The sequence below is a fragment of the Thermicanus aegyptius DSM 12793 genome (assembly GCF_000510645.1).
GTDB lineage: Bacteria > Bacillota > Bacilli > Thermicanales > Thermicanaceae > Thermicanus > Thermicanus aegyptius.
Genome location: NZ_KI783301.1, coordinates 2,776,956 through 2,795,175, shown reverse-complemented (window position 1 = coordinate 2,795,175; position 18,220 = coordinate 2,776,956). Strand labels below are relative to the sequence as shown.

The 18,220-nt window shown below is 46.6% G+C and carries 26 protein-coding genes; 19 read left to right on the top strand and 7 right to left on the bottom strand.

Annotated features, from left to right (window positions below; all coding sequences use genetic code 11):
• Window positions 1-3 precede the first annotated feature (3 nt).
• From THEAE_RS0114840 to THEAE_RS0114820, 5 genes are read left to right on the top strand one after another with little or no spacing between them, the layout of a single operon-like run.
• Entirely contained in the window at window positions 4-495 is a 492-nt protein-coding gene (locus tag THEAE_RS0114840) for an Ig-like domain-containing protein (protein ID WP_028988018.1), read from the top strand.
• On the top strand, window positions 492-680 hold the full coding sequence (locus tag THEAE_RS0114835) for a hypothetical protein (protein ID WP_028988017.1): 189 nt from the start codon (window positions 492-494) through the stop codon (window positions 678-680). The genes THEAE_RS0114840 and THEAE_RS0114835 overlap by 4 nt, the downstream gene beginning before the upstream one ends.
• A 52-nt stretch (window positions 681-732) precedes the next feature.
• Window positions 733-987 (top strand): hemolysin XhlA family protein, encoded by a 255-nt coding sequence (locus tag THEAE_RS0114830; protein ID WP_028988016.1) that lies wholly within the window; start codon window positions 733-735, stop codon window positions 985-987.
• A gap of 20 nt (window positions 988-1,007) precedes the next feature.
• Complete coding sequence (locus tag THEAE_RS22215; protein ID WP_052330052.1) at window positions 1,008-1,721, top strand: peptidoglycan recognition protein family protein; 714 nt, start codon at window positions 1,008-1,010, stop codon at window positions 1,719-1,721.
• A complete protein-coding gene (locus THEAE_RS0114820; protein ID WP_028988015.1) occupies window positions 1,708-1,926 on the top strand; it encodes a hypothetical protein in 219 nt (72 codons plus the stop codon). Before THEAE_RS22215 ends, THEAE_RS0114820 begins: the two co-directional genes overlap by 14 nt.
• Window positions 1,927-1,943: 17 nt before the next feature.
• On the opposite strand, the gene THEAE_RS0114815 is transcribed toward THEAE_RS0114820, so the two are convergent.
• Window positions 1,944-2,825, bottom strand: a complete 882-nt coding sequence (locus THEAE_RS0114815) for an Abi family protein (protein ID WP_028988014.1) — start codon at window positions 2,823-2,825, stop codon at window positions 1,944-1,946.
• 231 nt (window positions 2,826-3,056) lie between these two features.
• Between THEAE_RS0114815 and THEAE_RS23105 the strand changes: the two genes are divergently transcribed.
• From THEAE_RS23105 to THEAE_RS0114775, 6 genes are all read left to right on the top strand, one after another.
• Entirely contained in the window at window positions 3,057-3,215 is a 159-nt protein-coding gene (locus THEAE_RS23105; protein WP_156920645.1) for a hypothetical protein, read from the top strand.
• Between the two features lie 409 nt (window positions 3,216-3,624).
• Entirely contained in the window at window positions 3,625-5,061 is a 1,437-nt protein-coding gene (locus THEAE_RS0114800) for a bifunctional metallophosphatase/5'-nucleotidase (protein WP_005587989.1), read from the top strand.
• 16 nt (window positions 5,062-5,077) lie between these two features.
• A complete protein-coding gene (locus THEAE_RS0114795; RefSeq protein WP_005587990.1) occupies window positions 5,078-5,338 on the top strand; it encodes a DUF6154 family protein in 261 nt (86 codons plus the stop codon).
• Between the two features lie 161 nt (window positions 5,339-5,499).
• Complete coding sequence (locus THEAE_RS0114790) at window positions 5,500-6,270, top strand: undecaprenyl-diphosphate phosphatase (RefSeq protein WP_039945303.1); 771 nt, start codon at window positions 5,500-5,502, stop codon at window positions 6,268-6,270.
• 136 nt (window positions 6,271-6,406) lie between these two features.
• Window positions 6,407-7,105: a sporulation protein YunB gene (yunB, locus tag THEAE_RS0114780; RefSeq protein WP_028988010.1), complete on the top strand. Its 699-nt coding sequence runs from the start codon at window positions 6,407-6,409 to the stop codon at window positions 7,103-7,105.
• Between the two features lie 145 nt (window positions 7,106-7,250).
• Window positions 7,251-8,369 carry an RNA-guided endonuclease InsQ/TnpB family protein gene (locus THEAE_RS0114775; RefSeq protein ID WP_028988009.1) on the top strand — a complete coding sequence of 373 codons (1,119 nt, stop codon included), beginning with the start codon at window positions 7,251-7,253 and terminating at the stop codon, window positions 8,367-8,369.
• A gap of 103 nt (window positions 8,370-8,472) precedes the next feature.
• Here THEAE_RS0114775 and THEAE_RS0114770 read toward each other — a convergent pair whose 3' ends face one another.
• Window positions 8,473-9,546 carry a M23 family metallopeptidase gene (locus THEAE_RS0114770; protein WP_084213574.1) on the bottom strand — a complete coding sequence of 358 codons (1,074 nt, stop codon included), beginning with the start codon at window positions 9,544-9,546 and terminating at the stop codon, window positions 8,473-8,475.
• A 100-nt stretch (window positions 9,547-9,646) separates the two neighbouring features.
• On the opposite strand from THEAE_RS0114770, the gene lipA reads away from it, so the two are divergent.
• Complete coding sequence (gene lipA, locus THEAE_RS0114765) at window positions 9,647-10,525, top strand: lipoyl synthase (RefSeq protein WP_028988007.1); 879 nt, start codon at window positions 9,647-9,649, stop codon at window positions 10,523-10,525.
• Between the two features lie 92 nt (window positions 10,526-10,617).
• Here the strand turns inward: lipA and THEAE_RS22210 are convergent, their stop codons facing one another.
• Entirely contained in the window at window positions 10,618-11,244 is a 627-nt protein-coding gene (locus tag THEAE_RS22210; protein ID WP_052330050.1) for a YhcN/YlaJ family sporulation lipoprotein, read from the bottom strand.
• 74 nt (window positions 11,245-11,318) lie between these two features.
• Here THEAE_RS22210 and THEAE_RS21185 point away from each other — a divergent pair, with 74 nt between their 5' ends.
• Window positions 11,319-11,678 carry a YutD-like domain-containing protein gene (locus THEAE_RS21185; protein ID WP_084213662.1) on the top strand — a complete coding sequence of 120 codons (360 nt, stop codon included), beginning with the start codon at window positions 11,319-11,321 and terminating at the stop codon, window positions 11,676-11,678.
• A 91-nt stretch (window positions 11,679-11,769) separates the two neighbouring features.
• Here the strand turns inward: THEAE_RS21185 and THEAE_RS0114750 are convergent, their stop codons facing one another.
• On the bottom strand, window positions 11,770-12,036 hold the full coding sequence (locus THEAE_RS0114750; RefSeq protein ID WP_028988006.1) for a DUF3055 domain-containing protein: 267 nt from the start codon (window positions 12,034-12,036) through the stop codon (window positions 11,770-11,772).
• Between the two features lie 265 nt (window positions 12,037-12,301).
• On the opposite strand from THEAE_RS0114750, the gene THEAE_RS0114740 reads away from it, so the two are divergent.
• From THEAE_RS0114740 to THEAE_RS0114730, 3 genes are all read left to right on the top strand, one after another.
• The gene (locus THEAE_RS0114740) at window positions 12,302-12,736 is read left to right on the top strand and encodes a DUF86 domain-containing protein (protein ID WP_028988005.1); all 435 of its coding nucleotides are present in this window, start codon (window positions 12,302-12,304) and stop codon (window positions 12,734-12,736) included.
• Between the two features lie 119 nt (window positions 12,737-12,855).
• The gene (locus tag THEAE_RS0114735; RefSeq protein ID WP_028988004.1) at window positions 12,856-13,506 is read left to right on the top strand and encodes a helix-turn-helix transcriptional regulator; all 651 of its coding nucleotides are present in this window, start codon (window positions 12,856-12,858) and stop codon (window positions 13,504-13,506) included.
• Window positions 13,499-14,287: a TIGR01457 family HAD-type hydrolase gene (locus tag THEAE_RS0114730; protein WP_028988003.1), complete on the top strand. Its 789-nt coding sequence runs from the start codon at window positions 13,499-13,501 to the stop codon at window positions 14,285-14,287. Before THEAE_RS0114735 ends, THEAE_RS0114730 begins: the two co-directional genes overlap by 8 nt.
• Window positions 14,288-14,295: 8 nt before the next feature.
• On the opposite strand, the gene THEAE_RS0114725 is transcribed toward THEAE_RS0114730, so the two are convergent.
• Window positions 14,296-14,790, bottom strand: coding sequence for a phosphatidylglycerophosphatase A family protein (locus THEAE_RS0114725; protein WP_028988002.1), 495 nt, complete (start codon window positions 14,788-14,790; stop codon window positions 14,296-14,298).
• Between the two features lie 142 nt (window positions 14,791-14,932).
• Here THEAE_RS0114725 and THEAE_RS0114720 point away from each other — a divergent pair, with 142 nt between their 5' ends.
• Entirely contained in the window at window positions 14,933-15,817 is an 885-nt protein-coding gene (locus tag THEAE_RS0114720; RefSeq protein ID WP_028988001.1) for a protein kinase family protein, read from the top strand.
• Here THEAE_RS0114720 and THEAE_RS0114715 read toward each other — a convergent pair.
• Window positions 15,814-16,041, bottom strand: a complete 228-nt coding sequence (locus THEAE_RS0114715) for a NifU family protein (RefSeq protein ID WP_005588010.1) — start codon at window positions 16,039-16,041, stop codon at window positions 15,814-15,816. The genes THEAE_RS0114720 and THEAE_RS0114715 overlap by 4 nt on opposite strands.
• Before the next feature lie 206 nt (window positions 16,042-16,247).
• Between THEAE_RS0114715 and THEAE_RS0114710 the strand changes: the two genes are divergently transcribed.
• Complete coding sequence (locus THEAE_RS0114710; RefSeq protein WP_005588011.1) at window positions 16,248-16,586, top strand: DUF1462 family protein; 339 nt, start codon at window positions 16,248-16,250, stop codon at window positions 16,584-16,586.
• Window positions 16,587-16,682: 96 nt separating this feature from the next.
• On the top strand, window positions 16,683-16,988 hold the full coding sequence (locus THEAE_RS21180) for a DUF1450 domain-containing protein (protein WP_051430982.1): 306 nt from the start codon (window positions 16,683-16,685) through the stop codon (window positions 16,986-16,988).
• Between the two features lie 100 nt (window positions 16,989-17,088).
• Here the strand turns inward: THEAE_RS21180 and mqnE are convergent, their stop codons facing one another.
• Entirely contained in the window at window positions 17,089-18,192 is a 1,104-nt protein-coding gene (mqnE, locus tag THEAE_RS0114700) for an aminofutalosine synthase MqnE (RefSeq protein WP_039944489.1), read from the bottom strand.
• Window positions 18,193-18,220 lie beyond the last annotated feature (28 nt).

The following is an 18,220-nucleotide window of genomic DNA, read 5'->3' as shown; positions in this document are numbered from 1 at the left end:
ATGATGCTTGTCATATACACAAAGCGCATGGACGGCATGCTTGAACTGATGGCCATTGATGATAACTTGTCGCAGCCGTCACAAGAACTTTTAAATGAGCTGAGGACTTATTGGGGCGATACTCCGGTATACTATTACGTAGAAGCTGCGACGTCCCAAAAAGACTTAAACGAGGCCGTAGGATTTGAAATGCTCGACGATGGTTCCGGAGGGAAATTGCATATCTACAAAAGAATATCCATACATGCGGACAAGTTGCAAATTAAAGCCGACGGCGTGGATATGGCCACGATCACCGCAATGGTCGATGACCCTAACAGCACTGAGGTCATCAATTTTTATGTTAACGGGACTCTTGTAAGCTCTGAAAACGCAGTAAACGGCGTGGGAACAATACAAATAAACGCTACCCAAACAGGTGAGATTGTCATTGAAGCAGAATCAACGACCAAGTACGGTAGGAATACTATTACAATAGAGGCGGTGATTGTATGAAATTAGAGATGAAACAAAAAGCAAAAGTGCAAGGTAAAAATGTCATCACATTCGGGCGTGAATTGACACCAAAGGAAAAGGCAAGAGGAAAGTTGAAAGAAAAGGCATTTTCGCAGATGAGCAGAGTCGAAAAGGACGAATTACTAGAGCTACTAATAGATGCATGGTTGATAGACACCAAGTAGGTGTTTTTTTTTTTTTTTTTTTATTTTTATTTTTATGAAAGCAGGTGACTCAATGGGAGAAACCGATGTACTTCAGGAAATCCGTGAGAGAATCGTCCGAATCGAAACCAAGTTAGACACGATGACGGACGTGAAACTCACAGCGGAGAAAGCGAAATCCACAGCCGATGAGGCGCTGCAAAGTGCGAAGTCGGCGCACCATCGAATCGATGATGTGGCGGACAATCAAAAGTGGCTCTGGCGCACTGTCGCCGGGGCGCTGATCACGGGCGCGATTGCAGCGCTCTTTTATTTTGCGCGGATGTAGAGAGGAGGTGAAGCTAGACGATGAGCGGGTTTAAGGTTATTACGATTGACGAACTTTTGACGGAATTGAAGAAGTACAATCACAAAGAGCTTCATGTTCACCATACCTGGAGGCCGGACCATTCAAACTTCAACGGGAAGAATTACCTTCAACTACAGGAGGACATGAAGCGATACCACATCCAGACAAGAGGTTGGAGTGATATCGGTCAACATGTCACCCTATTCCCGGATGGATTGTTTGTGACCGGAAGGGATTTCAGTAAGGCCCCAGCCTCGATCAAATGGTATAATACCGGTGCCTTTGCCGTGGAAATGCTCGGAAACTTTGATATAGGACACGACACCTTCGGCGGAAAGCAGAAAGAAGCCATGCTGAAGCTGGCCAGGTTCTTCTATGATCGTGGTAAGTATATTCGCTTCCACCGTGAGAACGCACCTAAAACCTGTCCTGGCACCGCAATTGACAAAGATGTGTTCATGAGAGAAGTGAAATCATTGGGAATTGCACAAAAAACAACAGAAAGGAGAGGAAGAAAGTTGGAGCTAAAGTTTGATTGGCAATGGGATCTCTTAACCAAAGCGCTGGAACATCTCAAAGAAAACGGACTATTAAGTTCCGCGGAGTGGGCAGAAAAGGCGAAAAAGAAGGAACTAACCGTAGACGAAGCGGCGTGGTTAGCAATCATTTTACTTGGACGAAAGGAGGACGATGATAAAGATGAACGGGATTGACTGGAAACGTAAGTTAGGAAGCCGCAAGTTCTGGGCACTGCTTGCTGGTGTCGCTACCAGTATCCTCGTTTTATTCGGCGCAAGCGAAGATACAATAACGAAAGTTGTCGCGCTGATCGGAGCTGTAGGTTCGGTTATAGCGTATATGTTCGCAGAGGCGTATGTGGATGGAAAAGCAACAGAAAAACAAGATCCCCCGGCTTAGGTCCGGGGGATTGGTTTTTAATTTCTTAATATATTTACCCAATTATACGGGAAACCCATTAATTTAATATCTACTTCTGGCTGATACTGCTCGATAATCGCCTCTAACTTTGTAATCCAACTTGTCCAAAATGACTCCGCCTTAATTAACTTTTTCAGTATATAAATGATACTAAAAAGCTCGTCATTTTTAATATCAAGGTTCTTAGCTTCGATAGGAAGATAGGGCGTTATGGACAACTTACGATTATATAATCTACTATAATGAGCGCACCTATTCCTTACCGTTGCTATAGCATAAAGCCAGCTTGATATTTCGGATGGATGGATGCCATTATAGTAATCACGCGATATGATTTTCTGATCTTTAACTTTCATGATATTGAAAAGCTTAGATAATAAACCGAATGTTAACACTTCAACGGCAACCCATATAGGGATTCGACCGCCATATTTATTGAAATGATGAGATATAAAGAGTTCTTTGCTATTTTTGATGTTTTCATCAAGCTCCATTAAAAATTTACTATGATTTTTAGGATATCTGAAATTATTTTTGTCTCTATAACCAAGCGGCCCATATTTATGGGCAATTAGATAGGCTGTATGCGTTCGAAAAGCGATCTCTATTTGTTCGAATATGCTCATCAATAATAACCTTAACTCGGCGTCGAATTGATAAATCTTGTAAATATGTTCAAAAGTTATTCCTTGATAAAACTTATCGTCTTTTTTTAACGGAAGAGTATAAGCTGTTAAACGATAATAATTGGTTGTTTTTAATACATTAATTGCGAATTCTTCATCATTTACGATTAGACCTCTTGACCGTAGAATTTCTATTTGTTGTTCGAATGTTGTAGGCTGTTTAATTTGAACATGATTCGCATCAAATGACATGATTTAAACCTCCATAATAAAACGCCCCACCCCGGTGCGCATTGTCTTTGACAAGAGGCGTGGGTGGGTTCTGTCATATACAGTATAGACCAAATGGTCAACGTCGTCAAGTTAATGGCATATTTTTCATTCCAAAGAATTACCAGACTTACTTTAGATTAGAATGACCGGCCCCCGACGATCCAGGAGCTATGTGTGAGGACAGGACGATCTGAGAAAAGAGTCATAAAGGTGCTGGAGAAGCTGCACGAAGAGCGGCTGATCCGTTGGGATCCGGAAAAGAGATCAATCGAATGGGATCCACACACGAAAGCCTGGTCGATTGACCAGGCGTTTTTTGTTGGGGACGGATTGGGGACCAAAGCTGCTTGTCGTCCCCGGGGTTGGTGAAAAAGAAGAACAAAAGAGAGGATGTTTAGTCGTGACATTGACCATATTTTGACCAAAACGATTTGAAAAAGTTTGATACAATATGAAAAATTCTATTGTAAAAACCCAAATAAATCAAGGCTTTCTCGATAGCGTGAAAAGATATAAAAGGTTAAAATAATCAAGTTCGAGATGGAGGGAAGCATCGGATAAACCGGATATGATCATTGGTTTTCCGATCACAAAAACGATTTTCCCGATTTCTGCCCGCCGAAAAGGCGGGTTTTTGCATGGAAGGACTTCTCTAAGGAGGGGATCTCCGATTGAACGGGGGAGTGCCTGCGCTTCTCCCGGTTGATAAGTTCCCCTTTTTGGCATATCCTGAGTGTAAGGGAAAGAGCAGACCGTAAGGCTCATAGGAGGATCGTTTATGAGGCCGATTCGCATTTTTCACACCAATGATCTGCACAGCCATTTTGAGGCAATGCCTAAAATCGCCCATTTTTTCAACAAAAAGAGAAAGGAGTACGGCGAACGGGAAATCCTCCTCTTCGTAGACCTGGGAGATCATCTGGATCGCAGCCATCCGTTAACGGAAGTAAGCGTAGGATTTGCCAACCGGGAAATTCTGGAGGCTTCCGGGTATCAATCGGTTACCCTGGGGAATAATGAGGGGATTACGCTTACAAAAGAGGAATTAAATCATCTTTATCAGGGGAGTTCTTATCAAGTGATTGTGAGCAACTTGAGAGATCTGGATACGTTGGAGTACCCCCGATGGGCGACGCCCTACAAAATCCTTGATCTGGATGGGTTCAGGTTGGGAATGATCGGCTTGACGGCACCTTACAAAGAGTATTATCGCCTTTTGGGGTGGCAGGTGGAGACGGCGGAAGAGGTTCTTCCCGAACTCGTATCCCGTCTCGCCCCCCAGGTAGATTTGCTCATTCTTCTTTCCCATTTGGGTTTGGCCAATGATCGGCTGATCGCGGAAAACTATCCCGAAATCGGGCTCATCCTTGGAGGCCATTCTCATCATTATCTCCCGGAAGGGGAATGGATCGGAAATACGCTCATTGTCCAGATGGGAAGAAATGGGGGGCATGTAGGCGAGGTCTTGATCGAGCCCCAACGAACGAATCATCCATCCCTTTCTTTTCAAATCGGCGCCACCTCCTTCTCCATAGAAGGGGAAGAGGAAGACGGAAGAATCATGGGATTGATTGAACAGTACGGGGAAAAAGCGGAGCGGCTGTTGGACAGGGAGATTATTTACTTGAAAGAGGGACTGCCGCTCCATTGGGAGAAGGAATCGCCCTTCGCCAATCTCTTGGCTCAATCGGTACGGCACTGGACCCATACGGAGATCTCCCTGGTAAACGCAGGTCTTCTCCTTGATTCTCTTCCCCCTGGAAGTGCCACGCAAAAAGATCTTCTCCGGGTTTGTCCCCATCCAATAAATACTTGCGTCATTTCGTTAAGAGCATTAGAATTAAAAGAAATCATAGAAGAAGCATTGCAGCCGGTTAAAATGAGGCAACGAGTAAGAGGATTCGGGTTTCGGGGAGAAATTCTGGGATTCCCGGTCTTAGATGGGTGTGAGGTGGTGGTGGAAGGAGGAGAAGTACCGAAGGTGGTAGGCCTGTATGCTCATGGTAAACCCCTCTCCCCCCATGCAGAAATACGGTTGGGCACCATCGACATGTTTATGTTTTTAAAGCCGTATCATGCATTAGAAAAGGAATTATCTCCGGAATTTTTTCTTCCCGACTTTCTCCGCCATCTCCTCGCTGTAGAGATGCACAGGGAGGGAGCTCTGGAAGAGGCGTGGCATCCCCGTTTTCATTGGGTGGAAGGAAAAAAATAGAACCGAGGTGTAGTTCATGAAATTCGTCGATGATCTTTTTAAGCTCTACCGCGATCAACTTACGGGAAATGATGAAGATACCGTGGAAATTGTTCTCTCCCTTTTTTCAGGCCATTCCCGGGAAGATCTGATGAATTTCGTCCAACAGATGACGGATGAGGAGCTCTTTCAAATGATCTCTCTCTATGTGGTGGAATTGATCAAACGAAAAATGGTGGAAGAAGGCTTTCCGGGCATCTTTGAACGGGAAATCCCCATCGATCCCAATATCCATTAGAGGTAAGGCGCGGATAGATCGGATGAAAAATAAAGGCGGAGTCACCGCTTTTTTTTTGCCTTTTAAAGCCATAAGAGCCTTTTTCCCTTCATATATTGAAAAGGACATGGGATCTTTTGTGGAGACAGGGAGGTGTTCGCGTGGAGGAAAGTTTAAAAGGAATGTTGCTGGGCTCGATCCAAGGGTTGACGGAATTTCTGCCCATCTCCAGCACCGGCCATTTGGTTTTAGCCCGAAGGTGGCTGGGTTTGTCGGAAGCGGGCCTTCTCTTTGATACGCTGATGCACTTGGGCACCTTTTTTGCGGTGCTCGCCGTTTTTCTCCGGGAAATAAAAGAGGTGCTTTCTCACCCCTTTTCTCCTTTAACCAAGTTGCTCGTTGCGGGGACGATTCCTACCGCATTGATCGGTTTCCTATTTGCCGATTTTTTTGATCGGATTGCCGTAACCGGCGAAAGCTTGGGATGGGAGTTTCTCTTCACAGGCGGGATCCTCTGGGCAGCGGACCATCTGCGTGAGAGGGGAAAAAAGAGAATGGAGGAGATGGGAATCATGGATGCCCTTTGGATTGGGACATTGCAGGGAGCAGCCATCCTCCCCGCCATCTCCCGTTCAGGACTTACCCTGGCAGGCGCTTTATTTATCGGCATGGAAAAGGAAGAAGCGGCCCGTTTCTCCTTTCTCCTCTCCATCCCCTCCATTTTAGGAGCTAATCTTTTCCTTCCCCTCCTTGAACTTTCCCGCACACATCACGTCGAATCTGTGGGATTTCTTCCCCTTATTTTGGGCGGGTTGACTTCATTTTTGACGGGATATCTGGCCATCCGTTGGATGTTAAACCTCCTTAAACGGGGCTCTCTTAAAGGTTTTGCACTTTATGTTTGGTGCCTAGGAGGGGGTATCCTTCTCCTGCAATGGTCAGGACATTGGTAATTTTCCTATTCCTCCCTTTTTCATTTCCCTTAGCTTATATCCGGAAGTGGTTCACCCTTCCCTTAATTCCGAAAGGGCATGCCCTTTTTTCATGAAGTCCCCATTTCTGCATAAAATGGGTAGGGGAGTGAAAGAGATGACGAAGATGAGATTAGGTAAACCAAGGCGGAAAAAAGGGAGAATTTTTTTCTTCATCCTCGTTCTCTTCCTGGTTCTTATGCTGCAAACCTTCTGGTATGTGGAGAAGAAAATCCAGCCGGTAATACGTGATTATGCGATCATCAAGGTGGAGGAGATTGCCATTGATGCCATCAATGATGCGATTACCAAAAAAATCGCAGAGAAAGACCATATCAATGAACTCTTCAACTCAAAAACAGACCAAAATAATAAGATCACTTCGATTTCCCTTGATGTGAAGAATGCTTCCCTCATTCAAGCGGAAGCGACCCAAAACATCAGGGATAGACTGGAAGAGGCGAGCCATCAAACCTTTCAGCTTCCCGTCGGGGTGGCTTTAAATAGCGAGATTTTGGCCACCTATGGCCCTAAGATCCCCATCAGCTTTGTCCCTCTAGGAGCGGTTGATGTAAGTATTCTTCCGGTTTTACAGGAAACCGGAATCAATAATGTACTCCTCACCGTAAACCTAAACATCAAAACAAAAATAAAAGTGGTCATTCCTTTTTCCTCAGAGGAAGTGGTGGTGGAACAAAAGGTGCCCATCGCCCAACAATTCATCGTAGGAGAAGTTCCTTCCTATTATTTTCGGGGAAGCGAGAGAATCCCCTTCCAGACGATTCCCTTAGAAGGGATACCATCCACCTCTCCATGATCACCTCTTTTTCCGTTCATCATTTTCAGCGCAGGAGACTCCCGCTTCTATAAGCGGGAGAGGAATGTGCCTTTCCTCCTTTCAAAGATATTGATATTACGAACAAATGATGGTATCTTTTCTGTAGAGAAAGCGGGGTGAACCAATGGAAATTACGCTTACGGCAAAAATCAGGATTTTCCCCACCGAAGAACAAACCGTATTATTGGGCGAAACCTTGAGGGCCTATAGGGATGGATGTAATTTCGTTTCTGAGCAAGTGTTTACAAACCCCTCGATTCGTCTAATGAAGTTGCATCAAAAGACTTATCCGGCGCTTCGTGAAAGGTTTGGCCTTCGTTCCCAAATGGCGCAGTCTGTCATGAAGACCGTCCTTGCCCGTTACAAGACTGCCAAACATAACGGTCATAAACCTACGCTCATTCGCTTTAAACGACCGGAGTATGATTTGGTTTGGAACCGGGATTACTCCTTGCGAAAAGGGCTCTTCTCCGTAAACACCTTAAAAGGACGGGTAAAGGTTCCCTTTACCATCAAAGGAATGGAACGGTACTTTGACGGCACATGGCTTTTCGGTACGGCGAAGCTCGTGATGAAAAAGGGGAAGTTTTTCCTCCATATCCCGATGACGAAAGGGATCCCGGAATTAAAGGATCATGAGATTCAAAGGGTTGTCGGTGTTGACCTCGGCGTCCATTTCCTTGCGACGGTTTATGACGATCAAGGAAAGTCTCTGTTTGTCCGTGGTCGTGCCATGAAAGAGAGAAGATCCCGTTTTAAAGAGGTTCGCAGGCAGTTACAACGAAAAGGAACCCCTTCGGCAAGAAGAAGACTAAAAAGAATTGGTCAGCGAGAAAACCGTTGGATGACGGACATCAATCACACCGTCACGAAGGCACTCGTGAGCCGGTATGGAGAAAGAACCTTATTCGTGCTGGAGGATCTGACCGGTGTAAGAGATGCAACAGAAAGAGTGTGGAGGAAAGACCGCTATGAAACGGTGTCATGGGCGTTCTACCAATTCAGGCAGATGCTCACCTATAAAGCGAAACAGCGTTCCTCAAAAGTTATCGCAGTCCCACCCCACTACACCTCCCAAACCTGTCCCCGGTGTGGGCATAGGGAAAAATCGAACCGGAGTAAGAAAACCCACACCTTTTGTTGCAAAAGATGTTCGTACCGATCCAATGATGATCGAATTGGAGCAATGAACCTGTTTTTAAAGGGAATGGAGTACCTTAAAACAGGGGCTTTGCCGGCATGACCGGCAAGGCCGGGCAGCAGTCAACCTGCCCATGATGCAACCCCAATTGAAGGAAGGAGGAGGCTTTCGTTCGCACTTCCGGGGAGTTGCAAGCTCCCGCCTCTTAGTGAAACGTAGGCGGGGGTAGTTGACTTCTTTCCCAGAGTTTTAAGTGGGGGTAAGGGTCAAAGGCCCATTCGGAGCGACCGTTATATTTATACATACCATAATGGAGATGGGGTGGGAATTTGCCCGAAGTCCCCGGTTTGCCATATCCGGAACTGCCGACGTACCCAATAACCTGCCCAGGTTCCACGATCATGTGGGTCTTAATCCCTTTTTGGAAACCGGAAAGGTGGGCGTAATAATGATAGATGTTGTTCAGATCCCGGATTCCGATCCGCCATCCCCCATATTTATTCCAACCCATAATCTCCACATATCCGTAGGAACTGCTCCGCACAGGGGTACCGTAACCGGCAAAAAGATCGGTCCCCTCATGGATTCTCCGTCCCCCCCATCCCCGGGGATCCCCCCAGGTGCTGTGATAGCTGTAATGAAAACGCCGATCTAACACAAAGGCTCTGTCGAAGAGGTCCAGGCGTTTATATTTCTTAAAAATCTGGGCGAATTCATGGATGATCCGGACGGTCTTATCCTTCTCATAATATTCCCATAATCCGATGCGAAGATCTTCTTCCGTGGTGCCATATTGAGATAACCGGTGGGCGAAGGTGTAAAGGAGATCTTCATCGCTCTCTAGGGAGGCAAAACCGTCTCCATCCCCATCCTCTCCGATTCCCTGAAAGAAGGAGATGGAAACCGGGTTTTCATCTTCCTGATCCGGGTTTAGAGGTCCTGACCAGAGAGAGGAAGGGATTCGGATGGCGATGAGACGATCTTTTTCCCCCTTCGTTTTGTGGATACTCCGTTCGTATTGGTCGACCGCAGCGAGATAATACCAGGGGATGAGGGTAATGCTCTCCATCCGTTCATATAATGCCATTCGTTCTTCCAGAAGAGCTTTTCCTTCCTCATCGGCCGTTCCTTTCCCTGGGAATGGGATCAGGGAAAAAAAAGCAAGCAGAAATAAGAATGCGGGAGTCCTAAAAGAACGAAAGAGACGTCCCAACTGCAGAACACTTCCTTTCTTCCAAAAGGATTCTTTTTTATTCTCCCGTTTTTCAATAGGTGTCATTCATGCTTTCCCAAACCTACACTCATTCGCTTAAATCCTGGTCTCCTGCCGCGAAGAAGTTTATAATGAAGGAAAAGATGAACTCTAGGAGGACGAACCTGTGACCGAGAGAAAACCGGAATGGTTAAAAATCAGGCTGCGCACCGATGGGGAATACCAGGAACTGAAAGAGATGATGCGGAGTAAAACCCTGCATACGGTATGTGAAGAGGCGCGTTGTCCCAACATTTATGAATGCTGGAGCCGGCGTACGGCTACTTTTATGATTCTAGGCGATCTCTGTACCCGAAATTGCCGTTTCTGTGCGGTAAAGACGGGCCTTCCCACCGAATTGGATCTGGCGGAGCCGGAGCGGGTAGCCCAGGCGGTCGAACAGATGGGACTTGCCCATGTGGTGGTTACTTCGGTAGCACGTGATGATCTGTCCGATGGTGGGGCATCCATCTTTGCAGAGACGATCCGTGCCATTCGTAGGCGCGTACCGACCTGTAGTGTGGAAGTTCTCATCCCTGATTTTCAAGGTGATTGGTCCTCCCTAGAGAAAGTTATGGAGGCCTACCCTGCCGTTTTAAATCATAACGTGGAGACGGTTCGTCGTCTCTCCGACCGGATTCGCTCCAAGGCTACATATGATCGTTCCTTGGAACTGTTGACGAAGGCTAAGGAGATAAATCCACGAATTCCTACCAAATCAAGCATCATGGTCGGGGTTGGGGAGGAGTATGAAGAGATCCTGGAGACCATGGAGGATCTAAGAAAGGCTGAAGTTGACATCCTTACGATCGGACAATATTTGCAGCCATCTCCTCATCATATGAAAGTGGTTCGATATTATCCCCCGGAAGAATTTCATCAACTTAAATTGGAGGGGAAGAAGAGGGGATTCCGCCACGTGGAGTCAGGCCCTCTGGTCCGCAGCTCCTACCATGCCCATGAACAGGCGAAAGCGGCTGCTCACATTCAATCCTCTTCCGTGTAGATCTCCAATGTCATGAGGAAACTTGCGGTAAATCATGAGATCGTATAAAAGAGGTCCCTTGTCGAGACCTCTTTTCTTTCATCATGATCTGCCTATCTGCCACCGCTTTTCCGGATCCCTCTCCTCATTAAGAGTCGGTCCAGATCTTCATCAATGCGATCTGTCTTTCCGTTGGTAAGCCGTATGACTTCATTCGTTAGAGAAGGATTTGTTGAGGTGAAAACATCATAATAGGGAGGGAGAACGCTTTGTGCCGACTTCTTTACCTGCTGATCTAAGGACTCGACTTGGCCGTTCGGTTCCGCCGTGGAATATCCTACATATGCATGATCATCGGTAACGAGGATGGTCACATCCCTGACTCCGGAAAGACTACTTATCGCCTGGGCCACCAATTGAGCCAAATGATTTCGGTCATACCCTACGGTACTCTGCCGAACCTGATCTAACTCTTTTCTCGTAAGGCGCACCAACCCGTAAGTGTTAAGCGCTCCGGGTTTATTGGGGGCTTGCAATCCATTCCTCCCCGTTGGAGAAGAGATGGGAGCGGGCGGAACGGCCGGGGCATAAACCACAGAATTTATCCTCTCCTTAAAACGGTTTACATCCTCGGTAACCGTCCGGTTGATCTCCCCCGGAGATCGATTCGTGATCCACCCCTGATTTCCCCCGCAGCCGACAAGGAGTAGGAGAAAAAGAGAAATGAGCAAACATCTCATCTGTAAACACCTCCTGGGTTTATTCTTCCCAGGATGCGTAAAACCGTTGCATGAGAAGTGAGGGAAATGGTAAGATGGGAGACAGAAAGGTGGTAGAAATGGAGAAGAGTATTCGGATACAGGGAAATTATTTTCAGTTAGTCCATGATGAAAGAAACGGATGGAATCCTGAAGCCTTTCGGGACCGGTACAGCGAGGTCTTAGATAAATACGATTACATCGTTGGGGATTGGGGGTTTGGTCAACTCAGGCTAAAAGGTTTTTATGAAGATCGGAATAAAAAGGCGGCCTTCGAGCAGCGTATCGGCTCTCTGGATCAATATATACAGGAATACTGCAATTTTGGGTGTTCTTATTTTGTGGTGAAGAAGATGAGCCTTTTCCTTGGGGGAAAGAAAGAGGAAGAAAATCTTGAGGAGACGGGAGAAGAATAAGGCCGCCATGTACAAGTTGGCGGCTTTCGGTTTTAAAAAGAGAGAGGATCATATCGCCTCGATTTCAGGAGAACGAAGTAACCCAATTCCGTTAAAGGAGAGGCATTAAGAATTCTTTTAGCTCCGATGCTTCTTCAGAAGTGAGGGAGAAGGCGTCCTCCAAGTATCCGGATTCTTCCAAATCGTCCTGGCCCATGATGGCAAACCGACTTTTCTGAATATCCATCACAATCGTTTTCCCGAAATACTGATCCGTTATGAGGAGAGCTAAATCAAACCGGCCTGTCTTCCCCAAAAAACTAATGAACCGCACTTTTGTTTCCTCTTGGTAATCATATAAGAAGTGAAGGTTTTCCATCATTCGTTCCTCCTTCTTTCTGTTTGTAAGGTATAATTCATTATACACAAAACCATCCTCGGTGGGACACTTCCCCCCCATCCCAAGCGTTTTATAATTTTTGGAAGAAGCATTCGATTTCCCTTTGATGAGAGAGAACCCGGAAGAACAAAGAAAGGACGGTTCATCATGCAAGCGATTATGGAAGGAGTCACCATCCTCCTTGCGACCTTATTAACCTTCGCAGGAATACTACTCTTTGCCCGCAGAAAGAAGTGAAGATGAAATGTTCCGGACAGACCTTGACAAAGTAGAAGAACGGATCAAAGGGTATGAAGCACTGATTCGCTATCTCTTGGAAGAATACCCAAAGGAAGCGTTAACCGCACCTCAGCGGATGAAAGAGTTGGCGTTAGAACGGGGTTTTGAGCTTCTCTTCCACTCCTTTACCGATATTGCGGCCTTATTGATAGATCGATTCATTTTAAGGGATCCGGGGAGCTATGAGGATATGGTGGACATCCTCGTAGATGAAGAAATTCTTCCTCCTCCTTCCTCTTCTGTGTGGAAAGAGATGATCTCCATCTACCGCCGCCTAACCCGGGAATACTACCGAAACGAAGGGGCAACCTCCCTCCTTTCCCTTCTAGAGCAGGAGAGAGATGAATTTCTCCTCTTTCCGGATCGGGTCCGCTCGTTTATACGACAGGAGGGTTTATAAACCACATGATATATCCTATAAATTGGTAAATAAAGATAAACATTTATAAAGTTTACGTATAGTAGAAAAGGAGGTATAATAACAAAAAACTTATCTTTGCACCAAGATGGTAGGTGAAAATGTTGAGCAATACCACCCGGCAAGAGATCCTCACGATGTTAAAAAAGGCAGGCTCCCTTTCCGTTGGGGATATAGCAAAGGAATTAGGCATCACGGAGATGGCCGTTCGTCGTCATCTCAATGCTTTGGAGAGGGATCAATTGGTGGAGACCTCCATGGTCCGACAGTCGATGGGTAGACCGGCTACCTTTTACAGGCTCTCTGCAATCGGAGAACATGTTTTCCCTAAGAATTACGGGGATTTAGCACTGGAGTTCCTCAAGGATTTGGGTGAGGAGAACGAAGAACTAATCCATGCTTTATTCCGGCGGCGGAAAGAGAGACTGATCAAGGAGATGGATCGGCAGCTTCAGCGCGTAGACCGGTTTGAAGAGAAGGTCTTTCGTCTGGCAGAGGTTCAGGATCAGAAAGGGTATATGGTAAAGGTTGTCCCGAAAGAGGATGAATATATTTTATTGGAGCATAACTGCCCCATTTCAGCGATCGCCAAGCAGTATAAAGAGGCATGCAGGTGTGAATTGGAGTTATTTCAGGAAGTCCTGAAAACGGAAATAAAGCGTATCGATTGTTATGCGGAAGGAGAGAATTACTGTAGTTTTAGCATTAAGAAACCTGCTGGAAATAAAGAAGGGATAAAGAGAGATGTATAAAAGCTTTTTGATCGACTTGGATGGAACATTGTATCGGGGAGAAGAATTGATTCAGGATGCGCCTTCCTTCCTCGCTTGGCTTAGGGATGAAGGCTTTTCTTTTGCAATTCTCACCAACAATTCTACCCGCACACCGCAACAAGTGGCGGAAAAATTACTACGGATGGGGTTTTATGTAACAGCAGAGGAGATCTTTACCTCCTCACTGGCAACCGCAGAATATCTAAAGACGAAGCATGCGGGGAAACGTATTTATCCCATCGGGGAAGAAGGGCTGATCGAGGCTTTGCAAAAGGCGGGATACTCACTGGTAGACGGGGAGAACCCACAGGATGTAGAGGTAGTTGTTTCCGGACTAGATCGAGAGGTTACGTATGAAAAATTGGCAAGGGGAGCCCTTGCGATCCGGGCAGGGGCGGCCTTTATCGCAACCAATGGAGATAAGGCGCTTCCCACAGAAAGGGGCTTTCTCCCTGGGGCCGGTTCCCTCGCCGGCCTATTGTCCATCACTACAGGGGTAGATCCCACCGTCGTGGGAAAGCCATCGAAAATCATCGTAGAGATGGCCTTAAATCGGTTTGGTTTTAAGCAGAAGGAGAGCCTCATTATCGGCGATAACCTCCATACCGATATTCTCGCTGGGAAAAATGGGGGTTTAGATACCCTCCTCCTCTTTACAGGAGTCACCACCCAGGAGGAGGCAGAAACCTCCACGATCAGGCCGACCTATTCCTTCTCTTCTCTTACTGAGGTTCGACAGTGGCTCATGAGAAAGGGATAGGAGATCGACTAGGACTTATGCTCCTCACGGGTATGAGCGAGACGGCTGGAAGCAGCGGCAGCGAGCGCTCCTACGATATCGTCAAGGAACGTATGAATATATCCATCATTTTTATCATTTAATTTCTTCAGTACTCCTGGTTTGACCTTATCGATATATCCATAATTGGTAAATCCAATACTTCCGTAAACATTAACGATGGAGAAGGCCAGGATTTCATCAATCCCATATAAGCCTTCATCCGTTTCGATCATATGTTGAAGAGGTTGAAGCAATGCATTTTGCTCCGCCAATAGATCGAGCTGGATCCCCGTGATGATGGCATTCTGTATTTCCCTTTTTTCCAAAACCCGTTGGACATTGAAAAGGCACTCCTCCTTGGTCAGATCATCGTGATAAGGTTTTTGGAGAAAAAAGACCAAATCGGCGATATCCTCCAAGGTGACCCCCCGATCGTTAAGCAGCTCAAGGGCTTTTCTGCGTAATTTATCATCGTCAGTCAACCTGAATTCCTCATTTCTTCTTGAAATAAATTGAATCGTGATATCTAAAGTATGCTTGAATCGCTTAAAGTTCCCCTTTTCCCCTGGGCACCTTTCCCTCTATCAGGCATAGGATATAACGAGGATGAAAGGGGGAACAGGTATGGAACTGATTCACGCATTTATTGCTTCCATGGGCCATTATTTAGAAATGCGAGGTTTTATCCTCAACCCGTCTCCTCGTATGGAGACGAACCCACAGCAAAAAGAAAACTTGATCCGTGAAGAGCGAAAACTGCTGGAGAGCATCGGGGAACGACTGGCGAGATTTCATCGGGCTTCGGCCGGTTTTCCAGTCTCACGCAGGCATCCCTTAAATCGCATCGGAAAATGGCGGGAGATTTGGGTAGAACGACTAAAACGAATTCGGAGGTTTAGGGATGCTCTTTTTTCTCAAGGGATTTCCAATGAGTTGGAGTCCCTCTTCTTGGACAATTACACCTATTATCACCAATTGGCTCAAGATGCCCTATTTTACCTGGACGATTATCATTATCCTGAGGTGGTTCCCCTCTCGGCGGCCTATGGCGTCCTTTCATACCGGTCGTTGTCGCTTGATCAATTGGAGATAAAAGGAGAATCGATCGGATTTCGCCATGCAGAAGATTGGAGGTTGGACATTCCTGTTCGCGATTTGGGCCATTTTATGCGAAACACGTTTATGGAAAAAGGAGAACAGGCCGGGGCCTTCTCCTTTTTGCAGGGATATCAGCGGGTAAGGGAGATTCTTCCGGAAGAATTTCCGCTCCTCTATGCGATTCTCCTTTTTCCCTACGAATGGGCAGGGTACGTTGAAGGGTATTATGCTAAGAATTTGGAACCGGGTTTGGGGGAACTTAAGTTCCGCTCCCTTTTGAACCAAGAAGCTCAAAAAAACCGGTTCCTTATCCAATTTCGCGAAAAACTGAAAGAATGGAGCGGCGTTGATTTAGCGGAAATCGAGTGGTTAAATCCCACCCATCTGAGAGAACCAAGGGAGAGCCCTTAGAGGACTTGAATCACCTCGACCACTTCAGGAACTTTTTCCATCAATGCCCTTTCAATGCCTGCTTTTAAAGTGATGGTGGAACTGGGACAACTTCCGCAGGCGCCGAGCAGGCGAAGTTTAACGATCCCATCTTCTACATCGAGCAATTCTACATCGCCACCATCGCTTTGGATAAAGGGGCGAAGCTTATCTAATACTTCCTCCACTTTTTCTCTTACTTCCATCAGTTTCACTCCTTTCCTCTTCTATTATAGACCGAGAAGAAAATAAATTCTATTCGAAAGGGTACTTTTCCACTTTGGCATATGAAATCTCCTCTGTTAAGATAAAGGTGTAGGGCTAGCCCCTGTACCTTTATCTTTTTTGAATTATGTTATATAATAGAATAAATTTGTTATATAATATTCGCTTGATAGGGAGGGAGAGTTGATTGAAACCTTTGGAGATCATCGTGATCGGTTCTGAGCATTCCTGTGCCACCTGTATAGGTGCCCCATCCTCTCGAGAAACGGCGAGCTGGCTTCAGTCTGCCCTTTCCAGGCGCTATGATCCGAGCCGGTTCTTCGTTCGGTATATCGATATGGATTCGGAGAGTGGGGAGGAAGGGATCTCCTTCCTTAAGGATATTGAGGGGGACCCCTTTTATCCCGTCATCGTGATTGGCGGCCGGGTGGTATCGGAGGGCCCTCCGTCCCTCAAGGGGCTGTATCAGGAACTTGAGAATGCCGGTTTAACAGCGAAACAAAACATTTCTCTCGCCGGGGGATAAATTTTGCAGAGGATAAATGCAGGGTGGACGAAGCAAAGGATCGATTTGACCAAATCATTTCTCTCGACTAGGATAGAGGTAGAGGTGAGACCATTCATGCGCCCCATCATTGAGTTTTGCATCAGCAATTTGGCCAGCGGTACGGAGATGGTAAAGGAAGCATTGGAGAAAGAGCCTGGTTTAGATGTGGTAGAGTACGGTTGTCTGGGAAATTGTGGGGAGTGTTTTACCAATCCTTATGCTTTGGTGAATGGGGAGATTATCTCTGCGATGACCCCGGAAGAGCTTCTTGAAAAAATTAGGGTGTTGGTAGGTCTGGAGGAAGAAGGGGACATGGGGATAGGGCAAGGAGAAGAGGAAGTCGAAGAGCAAGGAATGAAGGAAGAGGCTCGGAAGAAATAGAAAAAAACGACCAACCGCAGAACAAGGGGGAAAACGCCCCTTGTTCTGCAATCATTTTTTTCGCTATGCCTTCCTTTGCTTCACGCAGACGTTGGAAGGTTTACTCGTAGACCCGAATGCGCCGATAGAAGGTATCCCGTTCCACCGGGCGTTTCCCCGCGCCTTGAATCAGCCAGATCAACTCATCCCGGGTAAGAGCCGATTGGGTGAGGGCACCTGCCGAGTGGCTGATTCTCTCTTCCACTAAGGTGCCGTGGATATCCGAGGCGCCGAAGGTCATGGAGAGCTGCGTCAGTTGGGTCCCAATGTTGATCCAGTAGGACTTAATGTGGGGGAAATTGTCCAGCATCAGTCTGCTGATCGCGATCGTGCGCAGATCGTCAAAAGCGGAGGTCCTCTTCTTGATGCCGGCGTTGATCGATTTAGGCTGAACCGCGAGGGGGATAAAGACCAAGAATCCGTTCGTCTCGTCTTGCAGCTCCCGAAGGAGGATCATATGGGTGAGGCGTTCTTCCAAACTTTCGATCAGGCCATAGAGCATGGTGGCATGGGTCTTCATCCCGAGGCGGTGCGCCGTCCGGTGAACCTCGAGCCATTCTTCGGTGGTGGCCTTGTCAGGGCTTAATTTACGGCGGTAATTCTCTGAGAGGATCTCCGCTCCGCCACCGGGGAGGGTTTCCAATCCCACGGCGATCAATTCTTTGAGCACATCTTCCACCGATAGGCCGGAGATTTTGGAAAAGAACTGAATCTCTGCGGCTGTGTAGGCTTTAATCGTAATTTCGGGATAATGTTCCTTCAGGATGCGGAGGGTATCTACATAATAGGAAAAGGGCTCATGGGGGTTATGCCCTCCCACAATATGAAACTCTCGAGTGGTTGGGGTGATTCGCTCTTCCACATATCGGAGAACATCTTCGGGGTACATGGTATACGCGCCGTCTTCCCCTCGTTTTCTCTTAAAGCCGCAAAAAGCACAGTTGGCTTCACAAATGTTGGTGGGGTTTATATACATATTCTCGATGAAGTAGACGTCATCGCCGTTGAACCTCCGGTTCACCGCATCAGCCATCTGCCCAATGCTTAAAAGATCCGGGGACTTGTAGAGGAGCAGCCCATCTTCCAGAGTAAGCCGTTCCCCCTTCTCAATCTTTTCAGCGATCGGGAAAAGTGCAGGATCTTTAATTTCTAAGGTTTTTATCATCTTCTTACTCCTTTCCATCCTTTAAAAG